The organism is Sphingobacterium spiritivorum, assembly GCF_016725325.1.
GTDB lineage: Bacteria > Bacteroidota > Bacteroidia > Sphingobacteriales > Sphingobacteriaceae > Sphingobacterium.
This window is the reverse complement of sequence record NZ_CP068083.1, coordinates 680279-705545: the sequence shown is the minus strand read 5'-3', so window position 1 is coordinate 705545 and position 25267 is coordinate 680279. Positions and strand designations below refer to the sequence as shown.

At 36.1% G+C, this 25267-nt stretch carries 26 protein-coding genes; 14 read left to right on the top strand and 12 right to left on the bottom strand.

All coding sequences use genetic code 11. From position 1 onward, the window contains the following. The first annotated feature begins 280 nt into the window (after positions 1-280). The gene (locus I6J02_RS02720; protein WP_317191827.1) at positions 281-1303 is read left to right on the top strand and encodes a Fic family protein; all 1023 of its coding nucleotides are present in this window, start codon (positions 281-283) and stop codon (positions 1301-1303) included. 206 nt (positions 1304-1509) lie between these two features. On the opposite strand, the gene I6J02_RS02715 is transcribed toward I6J02_RS02720, so the two are convergent. Then, a complete protein-coding gene (locus tag I6J02_RS02715; RefSeq protein WP_201680301.1) occupies positions 1510-2079 on the bottom strand; it encodes a hypothetical protein in 570 nt (189 codons plus the stop codon). Between the two features lie 119 nt (positions 2080-2198). Further along, positions 2199-3044, bottom strand: a complete 846-nt coding sequence (locus tag I6J02_RS02710) for an AraC family transcriptional regulator (protein ID WP_201680300.1) — start codon at positions 3042-3044, stop codon at positions 2199-2201. Between the two features lie 142 nt (positions 3045-3186). On the opposite strand from I6J02_RS02710, the gene I6J02_RS02705 reads away from it, so the two are divergent. After that, on the top strand, positions 3187-4110 hold the full coding sequence (locus I6J02_RS02705; RefSeq protein ID WP_236582267.1) for a phytanoyl-CoA dioxygenase family protein: 924 nt from the start codon (positions 3187-3189) through the stop codon (positions 4108-4110). A 56-nt stretch (positions 4111-4166) separates the two neighbouring features. Here I6J02_RS02705 and I6J02_RS02700 read toward each other — a convergent pair whose 3' ends face one another. The 8 genes from I6J02_RS02700 to I6J02_RS02665 all read right to left on the bottom strand — a co-directional run bounded on the left by I6J02_RS02700 (position 4167) and on the right by I6J02_RS02665 (position 12027). Next, positions 4167-5507, bottom strand: coding sequence for a TolC family protein (locus I6J02_RS02700; protein ID WP_201680298.1), 1341 nt, complete (start codon positions 5505-5507; stop codon positions 4167-4169). Then, entirely contained in the window at positions 5507-6814 is a 1308-nt protein-coding gene (locus I6J02_RS02695; protein ID WP_201680297.1) for an HlyD family secretion protein, read from the bottom strand. The genes I6J02_RS02700 and I6J02_RS02695 overlap by 1 nt, the downstream gene beginning before the upstream one ends. After that, positions 6804-9005 (bottom strand): peptidase domain-containing ABC transporter, encoded by a 2202-nt coding sequence (locus I6J02_RS02690; RefSeq protein WP_201680296.1) that lies wholly within the window; start codon positions 9003-9005, stop codon positions 6804-6806. Before I6J02_RS02690 ends, I6J02_RS02695 begins: the two co-directional genes overlap by 11 nt. Before the next feature lie 2 nt (positions 9006-9007). After that, positions 9008-10159 (bottom strand): grasp-with-spasm system SPASM domain peptide maturase, encoded by a 1152-nt coding sequence (gwsS, locus tag I6J02_RS02685; RefSeq protein WP_201680295.1) that lies wholly within the window; start codon positions 10157-10159, stop codon positions 9008-9010. 129 nt (positions 10160-10288) lie between these two features. Next, entirely contained in the window at positions 10289-11191 is a 903-nt protein-coding gene (gene gwsG, locus I6J02_RS02680; protein WP_201680294.1) for a grasp-with-spasm system ATP-grasp peptide maturase, read from the bottom strand. A 101-nt stretch (positions 11192-11292) separates the two neighbouring features. Continuing rightward, positions 11293-11502 (bottom strand): TIGR04139 family peptide modification target, encoded by a 210-nt coding sequence (locus I6J02_RS02675; protein WP_236582266.1) that lies wholly within the window; start codon positions 11500-11502, stop codon positions 11293-11295. Between the two features lie 36 nt (positions 11503-11538). Then, positions 11539-11742, bottom strand: coding sequence for a TIGR04139 family peptide modification target (locus tag I6J02_RS02670; protein ID WP_201680292.1), 204 nt, complete (start codon positions 11740-11742; stop codon positions 11539-11541). Positions 11743-11802: 60 nt separating this feature from the next. After that, a complete protein-coding gene (locus tag I6J02_RS02665) occupies positions 11803-12027 on the bottom strand; it encodes a TIGR04139 family peptide modification target (RefSeq protein ID WP_201680291.1) in 225 nt (74 codons plus the stop codon). A 360-nt stretch (positions 12028-12387) separates the two neighbouring features. On the opposite strand from I6J02_RS02665, the gene I6J02_RS02660 reads away from it, so the two are divergent. Beyond that, a complete protein-coding gene (locus I6J02_RS02660; protein WP_201680290.1) occupies positions 12388-12873 on the top strand; it encodes a hypothetical protein in 486 nt (161 codons plus the stop codon). Between the two features lie 5 nt (positions 12874-12878). On the opposite strand, the gene I6J02_RS02655 is transcribed toward I6J02_RS02660, so the two are convergent. Continuing rightward, positions 12879-13772 (bottom strand): helix-turn-helix domain-containing protein, encoded by an 894-nt coding sequence (locus I6J02_RS02655; RefSeq protein ID WP_201680289.1) that lies wholly within the window; start codon positions 13770-13772, stop codon positions 12879-12881. 286 nt (positions 13773-14058) lie between these two features. On the opposite strand from I6J02_RS02655, the gene I6J02_RS02650 reads away from it, so the two are divergent. Both I6J02_RS02650 and I6J02_RS02645 read left to right on the top strand, forming a co-directional pair. Further along, the gene (locus I6J02_RS02650) at positions 14059-14784 is read left to right on the top strand and encodes a DUF3667 domain-containing protein (RefSeq protein WP_201680288.1); all 726 of its coding nucleotides are present in this window, start codon (positions 14059-14061) and stop codon (positions 14782-14784) included. A gap of 69 nt (positions 14785-14853) precedes the next feature. Beyond that, complete coding sequence (locus I6J02_RS02645) at positions 14854-15375, top strand: GNAT family N-acetyltransferase (RefSeq protein WP_201680287.1); 522 nt, start codon at positions 14854-14856, stop codon at positions 15373-15375. A gap of 84 nt (positions 15376-15459) precedes the next feature. Here the strand turns inward: I6J02_RS02645 and I6J02_RS02640 are convergent, their stop codons facing one another. Continuing rightward, complete coding sequence (locus tag I6J02_RS02640) at positions 15460-16455, bottom strand: hypothetical protein (RefSeq protein WP_201680286.1); 996 nt, start codon at positions 16453-16455, stop codon at positions 15460-15462. 379 nt (positions 16456-16834) lie between these two features. On the opposite strand from I6J02_RS02640, the gene I6J02_RS02635 reads away from it, so the two are divergent. The 9 genes from I6J02_RS02635 (at position 16835) to I6J02_RS02595 (ending at position 25208) form a co-directional block, all read left to right on the top strand. After that, positions 16835-17002 carry a hypothetical protein gene (locus I6J02_RS02635; protein ID WP_201680285.1) on the top strand — a complete coding sequence of 56 codons (168 nt, stop codon included), beginning with the start codon at positions 16835-16837 and terminating at the stop codon, positions 17000-17002. 219 nt (positions 17003-17221) lie between these two features. Further along, a complete protein-coding gene (locus tag I6J02_RS02630; RefSeq protein WP_236582265.1) occupies positions 17222-18859 on the top strand; it encodes a tetratricopeptide repeat-containing sensor histidine kinase in 1638 nt (545 codons plus the stop codon). 11 nt (positions 18860-18870) lie between these two features. Continuing rightward, entirely contained in the window at positions 18871-19536 is a 666-nt protein-coding gene (locus I6J02_RS02625; protein ID WP_201680284.1) for a response regulator, read from the top strand. A gap of 325 nt (positions 19537-19861) precedes the next feature. Further along, on the top strand, positions 19862-20194 hold the full coding sequence (locus I6J02_RS02620) for a YegP family protein (RefSeq protein WP_201680283.1): 333 nt from the start codon (positions 19862-19864) through the stop codon (positions 20192-20194). Positions 20195-20204: 10 nt separating this feature from the next. After that, a complete protein-coding gene (locus I6J02_RS02615) occupies positions 20205-21269 on the top strand; it encodes a type I restriction endonuclease (RefSeq protein ID WP_201680282.1) in 1065 nt (354 codons plus the stop codon). Positions 21270-21317: 48 nt separating this feature from the next. Further along, positions 21318-23321: a phospholipase D-like domain-containing protein gene (locus I6J02_RS02610; RefSeq protein WP_201680281.1), complete on the top strand. Its 2004-nt coding sequence runs from the start codon at positions 21318-21320 to the stop codon at positions 23319-23321. Continuing rightward, on the top strand, positions 23321-24283 hold the full coding sequence (locus I6J02_RS02605) for a hypothetical protein (RefSeq protein WP_201680280.1): 963 nt from the start codon (positions 23321-23323) through the stop codon (positions 24281-24283). The genes I6J02_RS02610 and I6J02_RS02605 overlap by 1 nt, the downstream gene beginning before the upstream one ends. 65 nt (positions 24284-24348) lie before the next feature. Next, a complete protein-coding gene (locus tag I6J02_RS02600; protein ID WP_201680279.1) occupies positions 24349-24663 on the top strand; it encodes a hypothetical protein in 315 nt (104 codons plus the stop codon). Continuing rightward, positions 24645-25208 carry a thermonuclease family protein gene (locus I6J02_RS02595; RefSeq protein ID WP_201680278.1) on the top strand — a complete coding sequence of 188 codons (564 nt, stop codon included), beginning with the start codon at positions 24645-24647 and terminating at the stop codon, positions 25206-25208. Before I6J02_RS02600 ends, I6J02_RS02595 begins: the two co-directional genes overlap by 19 nt. Positions 25209-25267: the final 59 nt, after the last annotated feature.

The following is a 25267-nucleotide window of genomic DNA, read 5'->3' as shown; positions in this document are numbered from 1 at the left end:
TTTTAAAAGTTCGATTTCTCCTTAAGGATTCGGCTACTTGACCCTCTTCCGGTTGTTGTAGTTACATATTAGACATTAAACACGATCCTTGACTATAAAAAGGTATAGTCAAAACAAATCGAATTCCGTTGACTAAGATTATTTTTAGTGAATTTGATGTCAGCTATGACAATGAAAGATTACAAAATCAGGAAGTTTTAATAAGCAATATGGTTATAGAAGTTTTAATCCAAACCCTATAAATAGGGAATGGACTGTTACAAGTCCTGAAATAAATACGTTGTTGGAGGAAGCCAATTTAAGACTTGGTGAATTGAATGCCTTTTCCTCCTTCGTCCCAGATGTGGATGTTTTTATTCGAATGCATATTGTAAAGGAAGCAACGCAATCCAGCCGTATTGAAGGAACTCGGACGAAGATGGACGAAGCGATCATGGAAGCAAAGGATATAAGCCCAGAACAAAAAGATGATTGGCAGGAAGTGCAAAACTATATTGAAGCGATGAACCACTCCATCACAAGTTTGGAACAGGTACCACTGTCTTCCCGACTGATACGGGATGCCCATCGGATTTTATTGAAGGGAGTGCGGGGCAAAAATAAGCTACCGGGTGAATTTCGCACCAGTCAAAACTGGATTGGTGGTGCAACCATCAATGATGCCGTATTTGTACCTCCACATCATAGCCTTGTCTCTGAAAGTATAGCCGACCTGGAAAAGTTTTTGAACAATGATGAGATACAGGTTCCTCATTTGATAAGGATTGGAATAGCTCATTATCAATTCGAAGCCATACACCCATTTTTGGATGGGAATGGGAGAATAGGAAGACTACTTATCACTTTATACCTGATCAATCAAAAAGTGTTGAGTAAACCAACTCTATATTTATCCGATTTTATTGAGAAAAACAGACAACATTATTATAACAACTTAATGGCCGTTTCCTTGAATAATAAGATTGAACAATGGCTGAGGTTCTTTTTGGTTGGTATCATTGAAACGGCTAAAAGTGCCATAGACACATTCACTAAAATTATCGCATTACGTGATAAAATGGAGAAAGATACTATTGTGTCTCTGGGTAAGAGATTACCGAATGCAAAAGCATTACTGACCTATTTATATAGTAAACCTGTGGTTACCGTCGCTGATGTAATGACCAAACTGGAAGTAACGAAACAAACTGCAAACACATTAATAAAAGATTTTGATAATCTTGGAATACTTAAAGAACAAACTGGGTATAAGCGTAACAGAATATTTATTTTTGAGGAATATTTAAGGTTATTCGAAAGGTAAATATCTAATATCAGTATGTTGGGGCTGTTGCTTTAGTCTATTCGAAAAGATCCTTAGCATTCAGTATGGCTTCGTAATCTTCTAATAGGTTAGACTTTCCGCAACTGCACCCTACGAAAAAGCAGATACGCAAGTGTCTGCTTTTGTTGTTTTTAGAGGGTTTGAAAGGGTTAATTGGACAACTGATATTTAGCAATCTTCAGTTATTATTTCTTTTCAAACAATTCAATGCTTTTTTGTAGTGTTTTTTCGGTTTGAAGAATATCCAGGAGCAACATTTTTAAAGTCTGTTTTTTGTCTTTATCCGTATTGTTCAGGTTAGAATACAGGAAATTCATTAAAAATTCGGTTTTGTTATTCAATGTTCCTTTTAGTTCTTCAATATTTGAAAGGGATGTTATTTTATTGTAGTCAATTAAGTCAATTTTCGCACTGGAAACAGATTTCCATGCATTAATTTTGATTTGCGGCATGTAAATCCCTTTTGATTTCATAACAACATCTAATACTGATGCATTTTTGTCGGAATAAAACTCTAAGGAATCAATTAACGATTCTTGTTTAGGAATAGTTGCTTTAATATCTTCTTTAGTTTCTTTCAGTTCATTATCTATAGTTGAAAATACCTGATTAATGTAGATTTTATCTTTTCGTTCGGAATTCCAATTGTCTATAAACAAAGCGATTAGAATACCTGCAATTACCGGAATGATTTCTTTAATAAATTGAATCGTATATGTTTTAAATTTTTCTTTTATAAGTTTGGATTTAGGCATAGCATTGGGGATAATTTTTATGAAGCGAAGATACAAAAAGTTGTGTCAATCCATACCTCCAGGTATATTTGGCTTTTTAATACATCGCTAGATTTTCTACTTCTTTACAACGTATTCATTCATTTTGACAGATACTTTTTTTTAAAGGAAGAAGGAGTTTCGCCAATAAGTTTTTTGAATGTTTTGTTGAAATAGGATATACTTTCATATCCTACTCTATAACACACCTCGGCTATGGTTTCTTCCTGCAATAACAAAGTTTTAGCCAGATTGATGCGATAGTGGTTCACAAAATCTGTGAATGTCATGTCCGTTTGTCTTCTGAAATATCTGCAAAAAGATGATAGATTCAAGTGTACTAATCCGGCGATTTCGTTTACATCAGGCTGCTTATTATAGTTGGTGCTGACATAATCATAGATTGTCCCCATACGCACTTTATCATTCAGAAACCATTTTACCCGGGTATTCTCTTTATTCAATACTTCCACTTCTTTTGAATTGGCCAGCATCTGGAGAATCTCTATTATTCCCAAAAGGGATTTAAAAGAGTCTGTATTGTCAATACTTTTAAGTCTTCTGGCTACCTCAGCCTTGGTGTCTCCATGAAAGGCGAGTCCAAGGTAAGAACGTTCCAGCATTTGTGTGATTTTTTCAAATTCCGGAACTGACTTTATGAGCACGTCAGGAAAGTCATCTCTGAATTGAACTACTGTCTGCTCATACTCCGTGTTAATCGCATAATCAAAATTCAGGTGAGGCACATTTGAACCGATCAACACCAGATCACTGTCCATAAAGTCAGAAATATGCTTTCCTACATGTCGGATTCCGTTTATTGCTTCTACATATACCAGTTCTATTTCAGCATGATAATGCCACATAAAATAGCCTCTAAAACTAGGTGTAAACAATTTGAACGAACGACCAGACTCAAACTTTACTTCTTCTTTTTGAATCTTCATGGTGCTTTATTTGTTATATGTTTTCTAAAAATAATGAATAATGGTCAATACAGAGCAATAAATAGCAAATAGCGATAAAGAAACAGGCCTTATATCTCTTCATCTTTGGTATATGTTTAATCGCTTATAAAATTTACAAATGATGGAAAAGAAAGTTCTGTCCAACCCATCGGTTGGAAAAACAAGTGAAATCAGGTTAAATGACCGCAAAGATGGAGCACCACTTCGCATATTGTCAGAAGAGGACTGGAGCTTCTGGTCTCACAATGGATATATTGTTATTAAAAATGCTATCCCAAAAAGTCAGGCAAAAAGACTTGCAGATTACCTTTGGGAGTATGAAAACAAAACTCCTGATGATCCGGAGACATGGTACAGAGCGAGCGCACAGATAGAAATGTCCGAGCTCAACAATACAGGTATGGTAGAGATTTACAATCATCAGTATCTGTGGGATAATCGTCAGTTTCCAAAAGTTCATCAGGCTTTTGCGGATGTCTGGGGGACAGAAAAACTTTGGACAACCATTGACAGAGCCAATCTGAACTTTCCTATTCGTCCGGGACACGAGTACAAAGGTTTTATCCATTGGGATTACGATCCTGAAACAGATCCTCAGAATGTACAGGGTGTACTTGCTCTTGCTGATCAGACAGACGAAAATATGGGTGGCTTTCAATGTATTCCGGAGCTATTTCGGGAATATAATACATGGAAACTGACTCAACCTGAAGACAGGGATTATTTCAGGCCGGATACTACAGGTTTTACAACGACTAAGATCAAGATGGAAGCCGGAGATCTGTTGATATTCCACAGCAGACAACCGCATGGTATACGTCCTAATAACAGTAATAATAAGGTGCGTATAGCGCAGTATATTTCGATGATGCCTGCAGAAGAAAGCAATGAGGAGATGAGAGAATGGAGAATCCGTTCATGGAAGGAAAAAATCGTTCCCCGCGGTTATGCCTTTCCGGGCGATCCGTTAGAGCGGGAGAAATCACAACCTGTGGCAGAACTGACAGAACTTGGAAAAAAATTATTAGGGTTGGAAAAATGGTAAGAAAAAAAATATGTAAAGTTTCTGTAGTGCCTCATACCCGTGGCACTACTTTTTGTTTAAGGTTTTATTTCACCTGTACTCAGATACCGAACCATGATCTGCGTAAATAGGGCATTGTATTTTGTCTGTATAAGCTCACTTTCTAGGGTGAGCAGATTTGATCGTGAGGTGCTCAGATCGTATATGCTGATTCTTCCTGCTTCATAACTTTTCAAACTTAACTCAAATGCTTTTCTGGTTACATCCAGTACATTTGCCGCTAATTTATATTGAGTTTGATAGTTATCCAGATCCAGTAACTTTTTTTCTAAATCCTGCTTGATCGTAAGTTGCTCTAATTCTAATTGCTTCGCATTTTCGGCCTGCTGTATCTTATTCTTTTGGACCGCTATTTTTACGGTGTTCTTATTGAATACAGGTATGTTAATTGTTAAACCTATCTGCTGAGAAAAATTATTCTGGAGCTGATTAAATAAGGGAAGTTTACCAAAGCCGGTGGACAGATTACTGAAATAGAAACTTCCCAGTGTCAGACTTGCATCTATGGTCGGATACAGTTGCGCTTTTATAGCTTTTTGATCAAATTTCAGTGCTTCATTCAATAAGGCATATTTTTTCAATGCAGGATGTTGTTGCAAAAAGGATGTGTACAAAATTGCACTTTCATCATTCGACTCCTGTAAAGACGATAAAGCCAGAAGTTCTGTATTGATCTCAAAATTCTGATCCTGTTCCACCGCCATGATCTGTTTGAGTTCCAGTATTGCTTTATCTACAGCATAGTGTGCCCGTCTTTTCTTTTCGTTTTCACGCTCATAATTCGCTTTTGCTTCATATAATATCGTCAGTGAAGTAGCGCCAAGGTCGGTTGATTTCTGAACTTTCTCAAACTGTTGCTGAGCGAATGTTAAAGCTGTATCGACAGCTTTACAGATTTCTTTTTGTAACAATACATTCAGATAACCTTCGATAGTTTTGAGGGTTATTTCTCTTTTCAATAAGGCCAGATCCTGTCCGCTGGCTTCCATTTCTTTCTGTGATCTTTTAATGGAATTTTTCAGTTTGCCATTATTCAGAATCGAATAGGATGAAGACAGGCCAAGGGTACTGTTAAAATTATCATTTCTCGCATTATTCCCGAAAATATCCTGTGATTGTCCAAAATTGCTGAACATATTTGTAAATCCGTTTAAATTGGGCAGTCTTTCATTTTTGTAAGTTTTTACATCCAGAGATTTGTTGTCAAGAGCTAACATTGCTTTATCTACAGCTATATTTTTTTCAAGAGCAATAGCAATACATTGATTTAAGTCAAGATGCTGTTGTGCAGACAGAATCTTGCCCGAGACTGACATAATCAAAAGTGTCAGCACTGTATATCGAAAAAATATAAACATTAGTTATCCTGGTATTTAAGTAAACTCCTTAATTGACTCAATATCCTTTCTGCAAGGGTCAACTCTTCTGTGACGATATCAGCTGTTCCACTTAATTCTTTGTCAAATGCAAGAGTTTTATCATAAGAGGTTTGTAATCCCTCAGGCAAACTTACCTCGACATAGTATTTACTGTCTTTATCCTGAACCATAGCGATAGACCTGATTTTTCCTTTTACTATTCCATATTCCTGATATTTATAATTATCCAGCTTGATCAATACTTTCTGATTTATTTTTATCTTTCCCTGGTTCTGTGCACCTATATGCATTTGCCCTATTGTTACCTGTCTGTTATTCGGCAGTACACTTAGCAATGTAGTTCCGGCTTTTACAAACTGTTTTTCTCCTAAAAACTGCAGGTAGCTTAATGTTCCGTCTATAGAAGCATAGATGAGGTAATTTCTTTCCCATTGACGCAGGGATTTCTTTAGTTTTTCAAGCAACAGGATAGACGCAGATGAATAGGATGTTTTCTCTTTAACAATATTCACATCTGCGCCGGATTTCAGTTTTCTGAAATTTAAAATGGTCTCTTCCAGCTGAGCGATGGAGATTTCTGTATTCTTGAAATTCTTCTGAGCTTCTAATAATTTTAATTTTTCGTTTTCAAGTTCCAGAGCAGATATTACGCCTTCGCGATGTAATGATTCAGAACGCTTATAATTTTTTTCAGTCAACTGATATTTACTCGATTCCAGTATATGTTGTTGCTTCAGATTTGCGATACGTTCTTTATAATCTGTAATCCCTTTTGTTGCGGTGACTTCTTCTGCAGCATAAGGTTGCAGGCTGTTGAACAATATTTCTTCTTCCAGCGCTTTGGCAAAAGCATTGTAATCTTCCTGGACTTCTCCTAATCTGAAACCAGATACAAGATGTAACGGGAATTTGGAAAGGTGCTTTGTAGAAATGGAATCAAGAATTCCTTTCAATTGATGTATGTCTTTATCATCTGCCGATGATTCTAATACCATGAGTAAGTCTCCCTTTTTCACGGTTTGCTGATCCTTTGCTATCAGCTTTTCAATCCGGGAATCTATCCTGATTTCGATTTTCTCCGGTGGATTTTGGGAGGAGATAATGATAGGTGATGTAATAAATTCCGGATATTTAATAATACAGGCCAGTGAAAAGAATAAGACGATTATGCCTAAGATAACCATACTTCCCCAACGAATAAGCCAATTTGGTGGTGTTTCCAATACCTCCTGAACCTGCTCTGACCGCAGATTAATATTTTCTAATATGTTGCCTTTAGTTTCCAAGTTCCAATTGATTTTTTACTAACCGATAATATTCTCCTTTTAAGGCTACAAGCTGTTCATGATTGCCTTCCTCTACTACTTTACCTTTATCGAGTACGATTATTTTATCTGCATTTTTTACTGTAGATAACCGATGCGCTATAATAATAGCTGTACGCCCTTTCAGGAACTGATTCAGATTATCTGTTATTACCTTTTCAGTATTTGCATCCAGTGCAGATGTAGCTTCATCAAAAAACACATACTGAGGTGATTTATATACTGCCCGTGCTATTAACATCCGCTGACGCTGACCTCCGCTTACACCTAATCCTTCGTATCCTATTTTTGTATTGTAACTCAGAGGCAGGGATTCAATGAAATCTTTAATATGTGCGATTTCTACAGCATGCTTTAGCTTTTGCTTATCCACAGTAATATTTCCTATAGCAATATTATTCGCAATACTTTCATTGAAAATATAACCGTCCTGCATCACGACCCCACAGGAAGCACGCCACATGCTTGGTGCTATATGACGTATATCGGTATGACCTATCCTGATTTCACCTTCGTCTGCATCGTAAAATTTTGTTAAAAGCTTCATCAGCGTCGTCTTTCCCGATCCGCTGGCACCTACAATAGCGGTAGTTTTTTCATATGGAATCACGAGGTTTAACTGTTCGAATACAGCAGTAGTTGATCCTTTATATCGAAATGTCAGATTGGAAACGGAAATATCCTGCTCCGGAATCTCAGACACATAACTGTTGTCCACGCGTTCCTCATCTTCCTTGCCATGAATTTCATTCAGTCGCTCCAATGCAATTTTTGCATCCTGAGACTGTCTGATAAAGTTCATAAATTGGGTTAGCGGACTATTCAGTTGTCCGATGATGTATTGGACAGAAAGCATCATACCTAAAGTCAACGAGCCATCTACGACTAAGCTTGCCGCAACAAAACTGATGAATACATCTTTGAGTTGATTGATGATATTTCCGCCTATTGTCTGCACCTGTTCAAGCTTCAGGGCCTTGATTTTAATACGGAAAACTTTTATCTGAATGCCTTCCCATTGCCAGCGTTTATTGGTTTCAGCATTATTCATTTTGATTTCCTGCATGCCGTTGATCAGCTCCATGACCTGGCCTTGCTCTTCGGCTAACTGGGAGAACTGTTTATAGTCTAATTCTCTTCTTTTTTTCAAAAAGAATGCAATCCAGAAGAAATAAAGAATAGCACCAGCCACATAAATTAAAAAAAGCTTATAGCTGTATAAAAGCAGGACAATACCAAAAATCAAAAAGTTGATCAGTGAGAATACTGTCTGTAAGGAATTATTGGTGAGCAACTGTTCGACACGACCATGATCGGCTATCCGTTGCATAATATCTGCTGTCACCCGCGAATCGAAAAAACTAATAGGCAGGCGCATCAGTTTAATAAAGAAATCAGAGACAATGGATATGTTGATCCGGGAAGAAAGATGTAACAGAATCCATCCTCTGATAACTTCTATTCCCATTTGTCCGATATACAGCATAATCTGTGCAAACAGCACCAGATAGATGAAATTTAGGTCCTGATTCTGAATCCCTATATCAACTATACTCTGTGTCAGGAATGGAAATACCAGAGATAGCAGACTTCCCCCGATCAGTCCCAGAGCCAATTGAATGATAAAGGATTTATATTTGAAAAAATAGTGTTTCAGATAGTTTGTAATCGAAAAAGATTTATCTGCAACATCCTGCTGTTGATCAAAGCGTGCTGTAGTTTCCAATAAGAGCACAATACCTTCTTCTGTAGTATCTGTCGCACCTCTGCCGATCCAGTGTTGCAAAAATTCTTCTTCTGAATAACTGATCAACCCGTAGCTTGGATCCGAAATATGTATGCGATAGCCCTGGCGATTTTTTTCGATCTTATAGACAACAACAAAATGTTGTTTCATCCAGAATACCACACAGGGCAGAGGAGCTTCTTCCACAAGAGCCTTAAAATCTATCTTTACAGAAAGAGTCTTAAATCCGATGGACTCAGCAGCTTTACTCAATCCCAAAAGACTTGAGCCTTCGCGGGTCGTCTCGGACAAATCGCGGAGCATCTGCAGCGATAAGATTTTTCCGTAATATTTACTGATAATACGGAGACAGGTTGGTCCACAATCTTTGGAATCGGGTTGTTTATAAAACGGAAATTTGGCCATGTCTATTTTTCAGCTAATTTTTCAAAACCATAATATGTTATTGCGATTTCTTTTAATGGATTTAATGACCATTCTGTCCATTCATTGCTGTAGGGGTCATATCCGCATTTCAAAGGTTTGGAGATATCCAAGCCTGATTCATTGTAATGTGAGCGTTCTGTAAAAGCCCTGCAATCGGTACATACATTTCTAAATTCGCAGTCTCTACAAACTGTAATCTCGTCTTTTGTGATGTTCCAGTATTGCTGAACAGCACCTTGCTGCAACACTTCTTCTAAAGTCATTTTGTTTATATTACCGAAAGATTGAGGCATTACAGGGCAATTCCTGATATTACCGTCTATATCAATTCCCAGTTTTTTGTGAAGGCAGGAATTATGGTTTATGGCTTCCAAAATCTTCGGCATATTTGTATTGAAATAGTCAACATTTACTTTTCCACAGGAATGGATCGATAGCGGACCTCTTTTAAAATCCAGGGTAAATCTGTAGCCTGTATTTTGCAGCACCGGAGTCTTCTCACATTGAAAAAATACCAGGTGATAAATGCGCTGAGTCTGATTGTGAACATTCTCAAGAAAATCTGCATTGAGTTCAGGTGAATAGGCTGAATACAGCTCCAAGCCCTCCACTGCTGTATTGTCAAAAGCCTTTTCAAAATCGATCAGTTCCTGCGCAGACGCTGCACTTCTGCAAAAAATAACCAGATGACTGATCCTTAGGTTGGCGATAGATTGTATTAATGTTGCCGGAATTTCTAATTTTTCAACTTCTATAAACAGATTAGAGATCTGCTGATGATCGTGGTACTCATATGAAAGAGGGAGGAAGTTTTTATCCCAGTCGCCTTCTGTTACAAAACCGTATTCCTTTTCCAATAAATAACCGATGTATTCCTCTACAATAGCTTTGGATTCGGAGTCATAATTTTCAAGCACAGATTCGATAGAAGCCGATTTTAATTCTTCTATAAGTTCGTGTAATTCTAAGGGATATAATTTGGAAATACTTCTTCCTAAATCAGAAATCAGTATACGGTTATATCCTTTAGTTATATAAATGTCACTGTACAAATTAAAGAATCTCATAGCAGTCTCGTCAATGGTTTGAATGGTTTTGTACGTAATAAATAATCTGTTTGATACGATGAACATTTCAGATAATCCGATGAAGTTGAATCTGAATTCTCCGATCGTTTACTGCCAAAAAATTCCATGTATTCGAAGGTCAATGGCAGTTTGTTCCTCTCTTGCTGTATCAGGTCTTTTACTTTGTCTTCCATATTATAAGTATGCTGCTATTTCTTTTTCCAAACCATAGTTGCAGGTATTTGACATCCCTAAGAACTGACCAATGGCATTAATTTCCAGAAAGAAAAATTTATCCCCGGATTTGATAAAATCCAGAGAACCGCTGTTTAAGTCTAAGGATTGCATCAATACATTAATTTTTTGTTCTACTTCTGCCGGCAGTTTATATCGTACATTTCTATTGGGTGTCTGCGTATTGTATCTTCTATGATCTATTCGGGTCTTTTCATCGTTTTGTGAGATAATAGCTGTCGAGTAAATTTCTCCGTTTAAAAAGAAGCTTCTTACTTCAAAATCTTTTTCGATCTTCTCCTGAAAAAAAGAAATATAGAAATCTGATTCTTGCTTTTGCTCGATCAGCGATGTATACATGATTCCACTCTGGTTTTCCTGAATATCATCTATTATCGGTGTTCCGGAGATGGGCTTTACAATAGTCCGATTAAGGATAACATCTTGCATATCCTCCGCTAAAAAGTAGTCCGGTACATCCAATCCTGCTTCTTTTGCTTTTTCCAAAACCAACAGTTTGTTTACATGGCTGTTGCTTTGCTTGTTTAGGTGTTTCTTTCCTTCCAGAGTCTGGATTACATAATCCGTTAACCAATGTTGTACCTCAAACATGTAGCGATCTACAGCTTGATTATGATATTTTAGTTCATTAAATACCATACCTCCCCGTCTATACCATACCGCGCTTATTTCGTCCAGAAAAAACTGATTCCGCTGACTTTTTAATACGATTCTTTTTTTAGAAGTATGGATTTCAAAAACCTCATCTTCATGAATGCGGATAAAGGGTTTATGTAATGCCTGAAGCCATTTTATGACCGTTGTGGTCGTGGTTTCATTGTTTTTTGAGATGATTAAAATCATACTTTTAAATGGTTTGGTATATTAAGGATTATGCTTTTTTAATGTAAGCTGCTTTTGCAAGCAGCCTACACTTAAAAAATGTGTGAAAAATGAGATCGGGTTTAATCAAAGTGAGGGAATCGTCCGTCTTTGATCCATACTCTTGATAAGTATGCACCGCCATTTCCATCATACACATCTACATCGTGGCAACCATGTGCATCTACGAAGTTTGATTGGATTTCATAGATACCCTGGTTCATCGACATGGCTAATCCACCGATGACATTCAAGTCGACTTTCTTCTCTTCTAAAGCAGAAAAGTCCTTCATTCCTGTTAACTTTTTCATTTCTTTAAAATTGAAGGATTAACAACCTGAACAATCGTAAGATCTTGCGCGCCATTTACCACCGTGGTAGTAGTCAACATCTCTACATCCGTTTTCATTCAGAAAATTAGACATGATATACTTAGGGCCTTCCAAACTACCTAATACTGCTGTAGAACTGTTCAAATCCAGTTTTTTGTTTTCTAATGAAGAGAAACTCTTCATTCCATTTAAATTTTTCATCTTTTAAAAATTTAGAGATTAGTGAATAATGTACACCCCATGTGTACATGTTAAGATTAATTAGTAATGAGAAATTTCACAGTTTGATGTATCCCATCCACGGCCCACAAACCGGCCACCAACGTACATGTCATAATCCCGTGCACCGTCAGCATTTAAGAAATTAGAAGTGACTTCGGAGAAACGTTCCTGAGCACGACCTCCGGCAACACCTTCCTGGTTTTCAACATCTAATTTTTTGTTTTCTAAAGAAGAGAAGCTCTTCATTCCATTTAATTTTTTCATTTTTTAAAAAATTTAAAGATTAGTAAATGATGTGCACAACGTTTGCACATTTTAAAATTAGTCATTAAGTGAAAGGTCTTTTGGGACAATACATATTCGACTGGTACTGGTATATTTTTGCAGATTTCTGAGAAATATTCGTTTCCACCATATTGCACAGACTGTTACTTTTGTGAAGTCGCTATCATTGTCTGGTTTTATGAAGTATATTGAGCGAGTGATTCTCTGGACTTCCCTTCATTTGCAAGTTTTGGAATCTATCAGTTGAGACTCTTTTGCAGTGGGATTACCCATAATCATTTTAATGCAATCAGAATTTTAATTGCTGAGTTTCATCTGAATCTTTTAATTTTAATAGGTATGAAAGATAAGGTAATGTATAATACGATACAGGAACATTGGCTTCTGTCGGAACTGGTAGGAATAGATGCAATAGTTTTTTCAGATGGAAGAATGAAGTTAATTGATATCTCCTGGAATGAAAACCCGGAAATAAGGAATACTTTCGGAAAGGAATACCATTATAATGTTTCAGGAATAACTTCCTTAAATGAAATTATTGAAAAATATGACAATGACATATGGTCCGTTTGCCAGATCAATGATCAGATTACAACAGACAGCGCATATAATTTTGTTTGTGGCGAAGGGGAGATGGGAAATGAAGGTTTTATAGCCAAGTTGGATAGAGATGGAAACATAGTTTGGTCTCTCTACAGTACAACATCAAATCCTTTCTACAAATTTGAGTATTCCGACGGGCGGTTGCGGGCTGTTTCAACTTCTAATTTTGCAATAATAGTTGATACTTCCGGTGACGGGATGGCAATAGATAATTTTTTATGATTTGTTTAGTTTAAGCTTCTGTATTCATTTGGCGTATACCCAACCCTTTGTTTAAATAATCTGCTGAAATGCTGAGGATATCTGAAGCCTAATTCATAAGCAATTTCACTAATGGTTTTATTGCTGTCGAATATTTTATCCTTCGCAATATCAATGATTTTATTCTGAATATATTCCTGAGCGGATTTTCCCGTTTCCTTTTTTATAAGGTCTCCAAAATAATTAGAAGACAGATTCAGTTCGTCTGCAAAATATGCTACAGAAGGTAAACCTATACTGTAAGGTTTTTCAGAAGCGAAATAACTGTTCAGCGATTCTTCAAATCTTTCTAGGACACCTTTATTTACATTATCTCTTGTAATAAATTGCCTGTCATAGAACCTTTCACAGTAATTCAAAAACAATTCAATATTCGAAACAATCAATTGTCTGGTATGCTTATCGATACTATGTTTCAGTTCGTATCGGATTTTTTCAAAACAATCAAGAATAATCTTTCGCTCCTGTTCAGACAGGTGCAAAGCTTCATTTACTGCATAAGAAAAAAAAGTATAGTCCCGTATATTTTTTCCAAGCGATGTACCCAAAAGTAAGTCCGGATGAAATACCAGAGCTGTGCCCTGAGGTTGATAATAGGTATCTCCGTTTTCACCTATAACCTGACCGGGAGCCAAAAAGATCAAAGTACCTTCTTCGTAATCATAATTATTCAGACCATAACGCAGGTCTCCGCAATGTATTTTTTTAAAGAATACAGTATAGAAATCATATTGCAATCTTCTAAGCTGACGTGGCTCAGCTTTATCAAGATCAACAATACTTACCAACGGATGCAACGTCTCATTGTTATTGAATACGTTGTATTCATGAATGTTACGAAAATTAATGATATCTTCCATGGCTTTCATTTATCTATACAAAAGTATATTTTACAAGATAAGAATACCAATTGACAAACCCTTACAGGTAATATTGGTAGTACAATCCGTAATCTGTATACAATTTCATTGCAGATCATACCAGACCATTGTACTATCTGACGAAGAATATCATAGTAATCCTAAGCATTAAGAATTTTAGAAAAGCAGACAATTTTCTTTTTGTCTTTCACATTTTTATTAGGACAATAATTAACTTTGCCTTGAAAAGAATTGAAATCATTATTAATGCTAAATCTAAAACTAAATGGCTGAAAACTGTAGTAATTGCAATGCGCTTATTGCCGGTAATTATTGTTCAGACTGTGGGCAAAAAGTGAAATTGGAACGGATAAACGGTCATTATATTAAACACGAAATTGAACACGTCTTACATTTTGAAAAGGGAATTCTTTATACGATAAAGGCATTACTGCTTCATCCCGGAGCAAGTGTTCGTGAATTCATCTCAGAAAACAGAAACAGACTTGTTAAGCCGATCATTTTTATTGTCGTCACTTCACTCATCTATTCGCTGACAGCCCATTTTTTTCATATTGAAGAAGGTTATATAAATATTGAGGAAGCGCAAAAGGCATCTGCTGTTAACTATCTAAATCAATGGGTACAGGGGCATTATGGTTATGCGAATTTAATTATGGGTATCTTCATAGCAGCATGGGTAAGATTGTTTTTCAGAAAACATGATGTCAATTTTTATGAGATAGTCATCCTTTTATGTTTTGTAATTGGGATCGAAATGTTATTGTGCGCATTATTTGCACTATTGGAAGGAACTACTCATCTGGCTCTTTTACCGATCGCTTCAGTGGTAGCGTTAATATATACCACATGGGGAATTGGAAACTTCTTTGATGGCAAAAAGGCTGTTAATTATGTGAAAGCTTTTTTTGCCTATGTTTTAGGTACGGTTTCATTTTCTGTAGCCATTCTTATTATCGGTACAGTAGCTGACTTATTACTAAAACATTAAATTAACAGACTGTTCTAGTCTGCACCGGTTACAATACGGTATCTTTGTACAGTAAAAGCTCAAAACAGTATGGGAAATATTATTATAAATAAAGTTACGCTTAGTGATATAGACCAATTGCAACAGATTGGTAAGCGGACTTTCTCGGAAACTTTTTCTACAGAGAATTCAGAAGAAAATATGCTTAAATATCTGGATGAAGGATTCGCATTGGATAAGCTGACCGCTGAACTGCAGGATCCGGATTCTGCATTCTATTTTGCTGTGCTCAATAGTGAAGTGATCGGTTATCTGAAGCTGAACTGGGGACAATCTCAAACAGAGCTTAAAGATGATAAGGCGATCGAAATTGAGCGGATCTACGTATTGAAGGAATTCCATGGTCAGAAAGTCGGTCAGCTGCTATATGATAAAGCGATACAAATTGCACAGGAAAATAATGCTTCTTATGTCTGGTTAGGAGTATGGGAGGAGAATCCACGGGCAATACGATTCTATAAGAAAAATGGTTTTGTGGAATTTGATAAACATATCTTCAGATTAGGCGATGAGGAACAAACCGATATTATGATGAAACTGCAACTGGTATAGAATAACAAACTGTTGCTATCTTACAATAAAAAGGGAGCTATTAAAATTTATTTTAACAGCTCCCTTTTTTTGTTCTTACCCTGTTTATTTATTCAGTACATATTTATTCAGAATATATAGAGTTACCGGTTTTAATCTTTTCTCCGGAAATAGCGGGTGAAATCCGCTGCTCGTATAGAACTCTGCACTATCCACGGTTATTTTAGTATACCAGAGCGTGTTCAGAGAACTTATTGTCAAGGTATCGGGAACATTTATTTTTTTAAAGTTGAGCAGTTTTGCAGAATCTAAAGCCAATACTGTTGCACCCTCCACTTTTTCCTGACAGGGAATGGATTTGTAGTGGTCACCCGTCCAGTACATGCAACCCTGACTTCCATTGTATGCGACCATATATGTACCTCCGCATAATGTTGTTGCTGCCACAAGACTCAATGCTGTTTGCTTAATATTTCGTTTAAACCATGTTTTCTTAGGAGGAGTAAAGAAAGTTGTTTTCGGAATGTTTGATGAAGAAGATGTTGCTATAGTGTCAGGGATCTGTTCATTTTCTTCTTTTGTAGGGTCTATTTCAGACTGATAATTTGTTTTTTCTTCGGAATCTTCTATTTCATTATTATCTGAAATCCTTTCGCTTTCATTTTGATTTGAAGGGGTTAATTCCAGAAGTATTGAATCGATTGGAGTTTCAGTCCTATCTGTAGTATTCTCACGGTTATTTGATCTGCTTTCTATTTTCCATTTACTGTACGGTCTGGGAGTGAAATCAATTAGCCAGGCAAGGAGCTCAATGTTTTTAGTATCTGTCTTTTGCGTTCTGTTATTTAAGAAATTAATAAGAGGCTGGAAACGTTCAATATTTATTTGCCAAATAAGTTTATAATAAGCTTCCTGACTTATTGATGAACCAAAAAATGAGCTTAAGATATCCTCATTTTCAATAAATCTATGCTCACAAACATTAAGACATTCGTTTCTCAAGTTTGCCGGAGTAAGATGAACTAAATTATTCGGAAGATCACCTTTTTCTTTTATCTCCTTATACCTGTCAATTATTATTTCTTGATAATCAATAAACATTTTTCAAAAATTTAGGAATAAAAATACACCGGAATTTCCGGAATTTTTACGGTTTTCCGGAATTCTGTCGGAATTATCGGAATCCCATCCGAATTAGCGGAATTATTTATTTTTTAGGTGTTTACGTCAATAATTTTGTTTCAGCAATCAGATCAAGCTCAGCTTCAATAGCTGAATAAAGATACAAAACTGATTTCAAAAAAGAGAAGATAACACGGAGGTTAGTAGCCGGTTTGGGAAGCAGTTACCCGCTTCCGTGTTTGAATCTCACCCACTTCCCAAAAATTTCAGAAGGCCTTCTGATTTACAACGTGTAGCAATCGCCGCGATCGGTTTCGCGGTGAACTACAGAGTATTTCACTTTTAAAATTTTTGACTTATGTTATCATTTTTTATTGCTTTATTATTAGGACTTATATCTCCTTCAGGCACACCTACAACTCACAATAATAACGGTGCGGCGACAACCTATAACAATACTAATGATCCAGATACACCGGATGACGGAGATACTGGAGGTGACACGGGGCAGGTTCGTCCTAAATAGAATAGAAAAGTAGGGCAGGGGTGACCGCCCTACTTCCTTTAGAACATTTTCTCAATTAGATTTAGAATATCAGATTTCTGATATTACTTTGAAGACAAGAGTGTGCTATAAAAGAATACTTCATGCAACACTAATAAACCAAAGGGATATACTCTTTGGTTTATTTTTTTTTGTAATTTAGAGGAAATTATACTTGTCTTGAGACCTCTTTTTTTATACTTGTTGTTTATATCTTTTTTATCCTGTAGCAAAGAAGCAGATGATGACGAAAAAGTGGTTGTTAACCCTTATTTTGATAAAGCATTTGAATTTGTTGAAATAAACAAACTAGACAGCGCTTTTATTTATTTTGATAAAGCAAAAGAACTATTCTTGGCTGTAAATGATAGTTTGGGAGCGGGTAAATGTTTGATAAATAATGCAATCACGCTAACAGAGCAAGGTGACTTTTTCGGTGGACAAGAAACATCCTTAGAAGCAATTAAATATTTAAATGAAAATATAAAAAAACACCAATATTATCTCGGCTCTAACTATAATAATCTTGGAGTTGCCACATATAATCTAAAAGACTATAGTAACTCTTTAAGGTTTTATGAATTGGCGGTTAAATTTTCTGAAGATTCTTTGAATACACGTGTTTATCTGAACAATATGGCAAAGATTTATCAGGAAATTGGTAACTATACTGAGTCATTAAAATTGTATCAGCATATTCTGGCAGGAGCAAGTAAAAATAAAATTGAATATGCTCGTGCACTAACTAATATTTCCTATACAAAATGGCTTCAAAATTCAAATTATGATGCCAGACCTGAGCTTTTTAAAGCGTTAGCTATCCGTGTGGAAGAAAAAGATCTTTGGGGGCAGAATTCAAGCTATGCACATCTTTCTGATTATTATCATACAAGGATTCCTGACTCGGCTCTGTTCTTTGCAAACCGTATGTATACCGTAGCTAAGGAAATAAAAAGTGCTAATGATCAATTGGAAGCCTTGCAAAAACTGATTAAGCTCAGTCCTTCCACTATATCAAAACATTATTTTGAAATCTATCAGACACTAGATGATAGTGTACAGACAGCCCGCAATGCAGCAAAAAATCAGTTTGCATTAATACGGTACGAAACTGAAAAACATAAGACAGATAACCTGAAACTGCAACAGGATAATACCAAGAAAAGATTCCAGCTTGTCAGTCTAATTTTTGTTACTTTATCAGGTTCAGTTATTGGCATAATCTTGTATAGAAAACGAAAGCAACGTCTGGAGTTGAAAGCTGAAACTGCTATCCGGGAGAATCAGTTGCGAACTTCAAAAAAGGTACATGATGTAGTAGCGAACGGATTGTATCGGGTGATGACCGAGATCGAGAATCAGGAAGATTTAAACCGGGAGAATGTACTGGATAAACTGGAAGATATGTATGAAAAATCCAGAGACATATCCTATGAAAAAATTGAATTTGAACACCAGAATTTCCATGAAAAAATAGCTGCTCTGTTAAGATCTTTTGCTACAGATCACGTCAAGGTTGTATTGATCGGAAATACAGAGGAACTGTGGAAGAAAGTGGATGCGAAGGTTAAGTATGAAATAGAACATATTCTCCAGGAATTCATGGTGAATATGAAAAAACATAGTGGCGCCAGTAATGTTGCTGTGAAATTCGAAAGGAGTGATAATCGAATCCAAATCTCTTATTCTGATAATGGAATAGGCATAAAAGATACTCTCCAATTTAAGAATGGTTTGAAAAATACGGGAACCCGTATTGAGAATATTCAGGGAGCAATTAACTTTGAAACTCAAACGGAAAGAGGATTGAAAATACAGTTTTCTTTTCCTGTATCTTAAATTGACAAAGGATGTTTAGAAAAGTATTAATTGCAGAGGACCATGAAAGTGCCAATATTTCAGTACGGAAAACACTGGCTGATCTCGGAATACAACATACAGACTATGTGTATTACTGTGATGACGCCCTGACCCGCATAGAAAAAGCTTTGAAAGCAGATCAGCCATATGATTTGCTCATAACTGATCTTTCTTTTGAGGAAGATCAATATCGGCAACGGCTCCCTAATGGTGATGATCTTATCAAAGCTGTCAAACAGGAACAACCCACATTAAAAATCATCGTATTTTCTGCAGAAGATAAGGCTCAGATAATCGATACTCTTTTTGAAGAGTTGAATATTGATGCCTATGTCAGAAAGGCACGTAATGATGCTCAGTTTCTGAAAGAAGCTATTAATGCCATCTATCAGAACCGGAAATACCGTTCTCCTAATCTAAAGCCAATTGTCAAAGAACGAAATTCTTACGAATTTGCTGATTTTGATATCACAATTATTTCCCTGCTCTCTCAGGGAGTTATGCAAAAAGATATACCCTTCCATCTGCAGCAGCGGAATATTAAACCTTCCGGACTAAGCAGCGTGGAGAAACGTCTTAATCATATGAAAGAATCTCTAGACTTTACAAAGAATGAGCAACTCATCGCTTTCTGTAAAGACATCGGGATTATATAAGTTCCTGATCTAAATCATAATTATATTTTCAAGTACAGATTTGTTCCGGATAAAAGGAATAGCAGGATTTCTGTTGCTTTAACTAAACTGTTTTTGGAGCTGTAAAGTTTTTATTATCAGTATTATACTGTTTTTTTTGTGATGTTTTGGGGATATAAGGGAATAGTTTCTATTCCCTTCCCTTTTTAAGGATAGTCTGCTTTTTATAGTTATAAAACTCTCTGTCAGAAATTTTTAAAATACTTCTATGCTTTACGGGTTCCCGTAAATAAAGCCCCGTCGCCCTATCTACTTTTGAGGAGTTAAATAATTAAAAAAATCAAAAATGGGAAAATTTATACTGACAACAAGAACAAATGGAGAATACCAGTTTAACCTCGAAGCGACGAATGGGCAGGTCATTCTCACCAGTGAAGGCTATAAGACAAAAGCATCCTGTCAGAATGGGATAGCATCTGTAAAGACCAATGCTCCTTTGGACAATCGTTACGACAGAAAAGAAGCTAAAAACGGAAAATACTATTTCAATCTCAAAGCCGGAAACGGAGAGATTATAGGCACCAGTCAGATGTACGCCAACAATGCCGGGCGTGACAATGGAATCGAATCCGTGAAAACAAATGCACCAGCTGCCGAAATAATAGACGAATCGATCTAACCTGATGAATATGGAACTTAAACTCAAACTGGAGCAACTGCACCAACGGGTCAATGGTCTGAAGGATCAGATCAATACCGAAGAAGCTACAAAGAATGCTTTTGTATTACCCTTTATTCAACTATTGGGGTATGATATCTTTAATCCTACCGAAGTAATACCGGAGTTTATCTGTGATATCGGAACCAAAAAAGGTGAAAAAGTAGATTATGTAATCCGAAATAATGATGAGCCTATTCTCATCATAGAATGCAAGCATTGGAAAGAAAGTGCGGATGCCCACAACTCACAGTTGCATCGCTACTACCATGTTTCCAAATCCCGATTTGGAGTGTTAACCAATGGATTGAAGTATAATTTTTATACCGATCTGGAGAAGCCGAATATTATGGATGAAAAACCCTTTCTAACCATTGATATCGAAGATCTGAAAGACAGTTCTATCAAAATTCTGGAAAGCTTTGCTAAGAATCAGTACAATCTCGAAAATATTCTGGATTCGGCAGAAGCCTTAAAATACATCAAAGCTATTCGAAAAGAATTTGAAAAGGAAATTGAGAATCCGTCCGATGAAATGGTCAAGCTATTGGTCAATCGTTTTTTTGACAAATCATTAACGGCAAGCCGTATGACGGTATTTAAGGAGTATACTAAAAAGGCGTTGACAGTTTCTATCAACGAATCCATCAGCGACCGGTTAAAGTCTGCCTTGCATATCAATGAGAAAATCGAGAAACAGGACAACAGTAATCCCATTTCCATTGATGAAAATAAAGACAGTGAAAAGGTTGTTACTACGGACGAAGAAATGGAAGCTTTCCAGATTGTAAAAGCTATTCTTCGGGAGAAGATATCTTCCGAAAGAATTGCGCACCGTGATACCCAGTCTTATTTCGGCGTCTTGTTGGATAACAATAACCGTAAGCCAATCTGTAGATTTCATTTTAACACTTCAAACAAATACTTAGAGCTATTCCATAACGGAAAAGATGCCGGAGAAAAAGTGTTACTGACTGATCTGGATGAAATCTATAATCACCGGTCTGAGTTACACCTCACAGTGGATAATTACTAATAGTCCTATTATTATGATTACAATTTATTCAATCCTAAATCAAAACTAATGATCTCCACAACACCACCACTTGATCAACAAGTATTGAACAATAATAAAGAGATATTTATACGAATAGTATCTGAACTTACTCGTGCAAAATCTGAAATTCTAATTGCAGCTGCTTGGTTTACAGATGATGAACTTTTTGATATTTTATTGTCAAGACTATCAGATGGCGTAAATGTCGAATTAATAATTGCAGATAATCAGGAAAATGAAAAACTGGACTTTTCACTATTGACAACAAAGGGGGCTACAGTCACCAAAATTAAAAATTCAGGTTACGGAACAATGAATCAGAAGTACTGTATCATTGATAGAAGAATCGTATTACACGGCTCTTATAACTGGTCTGTTAATGCAAGAAAGAATAATCATGAAAGCATTATTGCAACAGATCATAATGAAACAGTAGAAAGCTTAATTACAAATTTTAATAATTTAAAAGAGAAAGCAATAGCGATTCAAGCGGGTCTGCCACCGATTGAAGATTCTCCTCCCCAGGTATTGAATAAAGAAGTAAAGAAGCTAGGAGAAGATCTGAATGTAAAATCAGAATACGAAAAAATTCTGAATGCTATGATCGCGGCTGAGGTTAGCTCATTCAATCGTGAAAGTTTAAGAAAGCAGGGATTTGACCGCTCTTTAGCGAATAACGGAGATCATAATATCCTTGATAAAGCTTTAGATACGCTTTACAATGGCTTTATAAACGATATAGATGTTATTGAAGACAAAAAACGTAGATTATTGTCTAAAATTGATGAGCAAAAAGTTAAATCTGTAAGTCAGCTAAAAGAACGGTATGATACACAGATTGTAACTATAGAAACAGAAGTGGAGGTTACAAAAGAGACTTTAAGTAATAAACTTGTGAATCTCAAAGCAGAAATTCTAATTAATGAATCTGCTGTAAGTGATTTAAAGGATAATAAACTCAGACCACTAAATCAAAAAATTTCCGTATTAGAAGCTCACATCAGGGAATCCTTAAATGCCTTTGTTAAACCGGGGGTTAAATGGTTTGAACTCATCACTACAAGTATATTCGCTGTTGCATTGTTCATATATCTGATCGTATTTTATGCGTCTGCAGCCTATATCCTACTTTATAGTGAAGAGGATGCAATAAAAGCTTTAAAAAGTTCCAGCGAGTCAGTCAGTCCGCAAGTGTTTAATCCTGATGCGTTTAATAAGGCGTGGGATCACGGCAGCATGGCATTTTTATTTGTGTGTCTCTTTGTATTTATTCCATTAATATTTGCCAGTTTGGAAAGAATAATGACCAGTAAAATTTGGGCAAAAATTCTAACATATGGACTAGGGTTAATATTGGTTGATAGCTTTATTGCTATTAAAATAGCACAATCAATTCATGATATAAAGTCCCAAACAGAAATTAATCCTAAGCCTTGGGTATGGAGTGATCTGTGGACGGATACTAACTTTTATTTGGTATTTATATTAGGTGCATTCGGTATATTACTGTTTAAGTTTTGCTTTGAAAAGCTTCATAAAATGGCAGATGATCGTAATCCTGATATAGCAGAGCAACGAAATAAGATAAATATTCAAAATCTGAAAAATGATATTGCAAAAATTGAAAATGAAATCTTATTGATTAATTCTGATATCGAATTAAAAATACAAGAAGCTATCTATAAAAAATCTCAGATTAAAATTAGCGAAGCAGAATTAGAAAACTTACCGATGAAAAAGATAATTGCGCTTGAGCATAGAAAAAATGATCTAGACAATAAATTGCAAGTTATCGAAATAACAACTGATATCTACAAAAGTCACGTAGAGAATGATAATATCCCAGTTTCTCTAGACGCGCTAAAAGATAGAATCAACATCTTTTTAGAAGGATGGAATGATTTCCTGCATCAGGAATACTCTATAATAAAAGCGAGTGAAAAATCTGCTTTTGCAACAGAAGTAGCATTAAACTGGGAAAACAATAAGATTAATAGAAATTCATTAGATACAAGAGTAAAAATTAAATAATGAAACATATCCGATTAATACCCATCCTTCTCTTGATTTTAAGTTGTAATACAAAAGCGTCAGAAGAAAATAAAAAAGGAGAAAGAACAGAAGACGAATATAAAACTGAACATTTTAATGTTACTATATCTTCTGATTTGTCTAACAGGTTAAATCAAAAGCTATATCCCAAAGCTGTCTCAGATGTAGATATAGTTGATATTATTGCTGAAAGTATTTACCCAAAAATTTTAAATCATAAGCGTTCCATGAATCAGCTTGACGTATTTAGGATCGGCTTTATAAATAAAAAGCAAATCAACGCGTATAATGTCGATACAAAATTTATGAATATTGATTTTTCAGAATTTAAGACTCAGGCTGAACGTATAGCTTATCTACGAAAATACTTTCAAAACGATAAAAGAAGATTTGTAAATGAATTTAAAAAACTACACGGGCAAGCTATTAAAAAACCTTTTGGTTCTGATATATGGACATACATGCAACAAGGTGTGGATGACTTTGTTGTAAATAAAGAAATAGGAGAAGGAAAAATTGGCAATACTACTTTTAAGAATAAACGTAGGAATATATTGATTCTTCTTACAGATGGTTATATAGAGACAGTTTTCAATAATAATGCGTATGATTTGACAGGAGAAGAAATAAATACATTTAGAAAGGAGTATCTACAAACTGGTGAAACGAGTATTGATAGTTTTCTTCAGAAAAATCCTAAATATAAAATACAGCCTTTGACAAATCCACTACTTGAAGACCTGGAGGTTCTTGTCTTAGAACTATATGACAGATCAGATACCAATGCTGGTGCTTCTGTTCATCCAACAGATTTGGAAATTATGAAAGTTATATGGGGTGATTGGTTGAAATGTTCAAATGTTAAACATTGGGAGCTGTATCCTAAATCATCTAGTAAATCTGAAACAGAAAAAATAATTCTAAGATTCTTAGGTATATAACTTCTGATATATGTAATTAAGGAAATAAAATAAAAATGCTTTTAATCACTGCTCTAATATCAACCATGAAAACCTACCTCATATTCCTCCTGATCTTTAACAGTATCACCTGTACCAATCCGCGTACCGAAACCAATAAAGATATTCCGGTCAAAGCCTTTGCCGATACTAAAGGTACATCTGATACTCGTGCCGGATCCGCTTCCGAAACACGGGAAGATTCAAAAGATAAAGTCTATATCTGCAGCAGCAAGACTGCTAAAAGATACCACTATAATGAAAATTGCAGAGGCTTGAGCAACTGCGGTTCAAAAATCGTCAAGACTACGATTGACAAAGCAAAAGACAGCGGCAAGACATTATGTGGCTGGGAAGACTGATCCTGCTGATCACATTGCTGACCTGCTTCTGCCCGGTGTATGGACAGAAGCAGATCCGGCAGTCGGTGCAGAAAGATCTGAAAGGGCAGACCTTCAGCGCCAAAGTGATCCGTATTATAGACGGAGATAGCATGGAAGTGCTGTATGAAGGTCAACCAGTCAAAATACGGTTGTCACATATTGACAGTCCGGAGCTAAAGAAATCGCAACCGTATGGAAAGGCCGCAAAAAAAGCCTTATCCGATTTGTGTTATGGGCAGTACGTCACAGTGCAGATAGAAAAATACGACCGCTACGGCAGGGCTATAGCTATTATTGTGAATACCAATAAACAGATCGTCAATCAGCAAATGATCATACAAGGAATGGCCTGGCACTTCAAGAGATACTCCAAAGATCCGCTGTACGCCCGGCTCGAAAGAGAAGCTAAAAAGAATAAAACAGGACTCTGGAAAGATCCCGATGCAGTACCGCCATGGGAATGGCGATCGGTACGAAGATATTCATCAGACAGGGTGAAATCGTATTCCGGCAGGTTCAACTGAACTGACAATTCCAATGGACTTTTATTCATTTTTTACTTACATATTGTCATGGTCTGAAC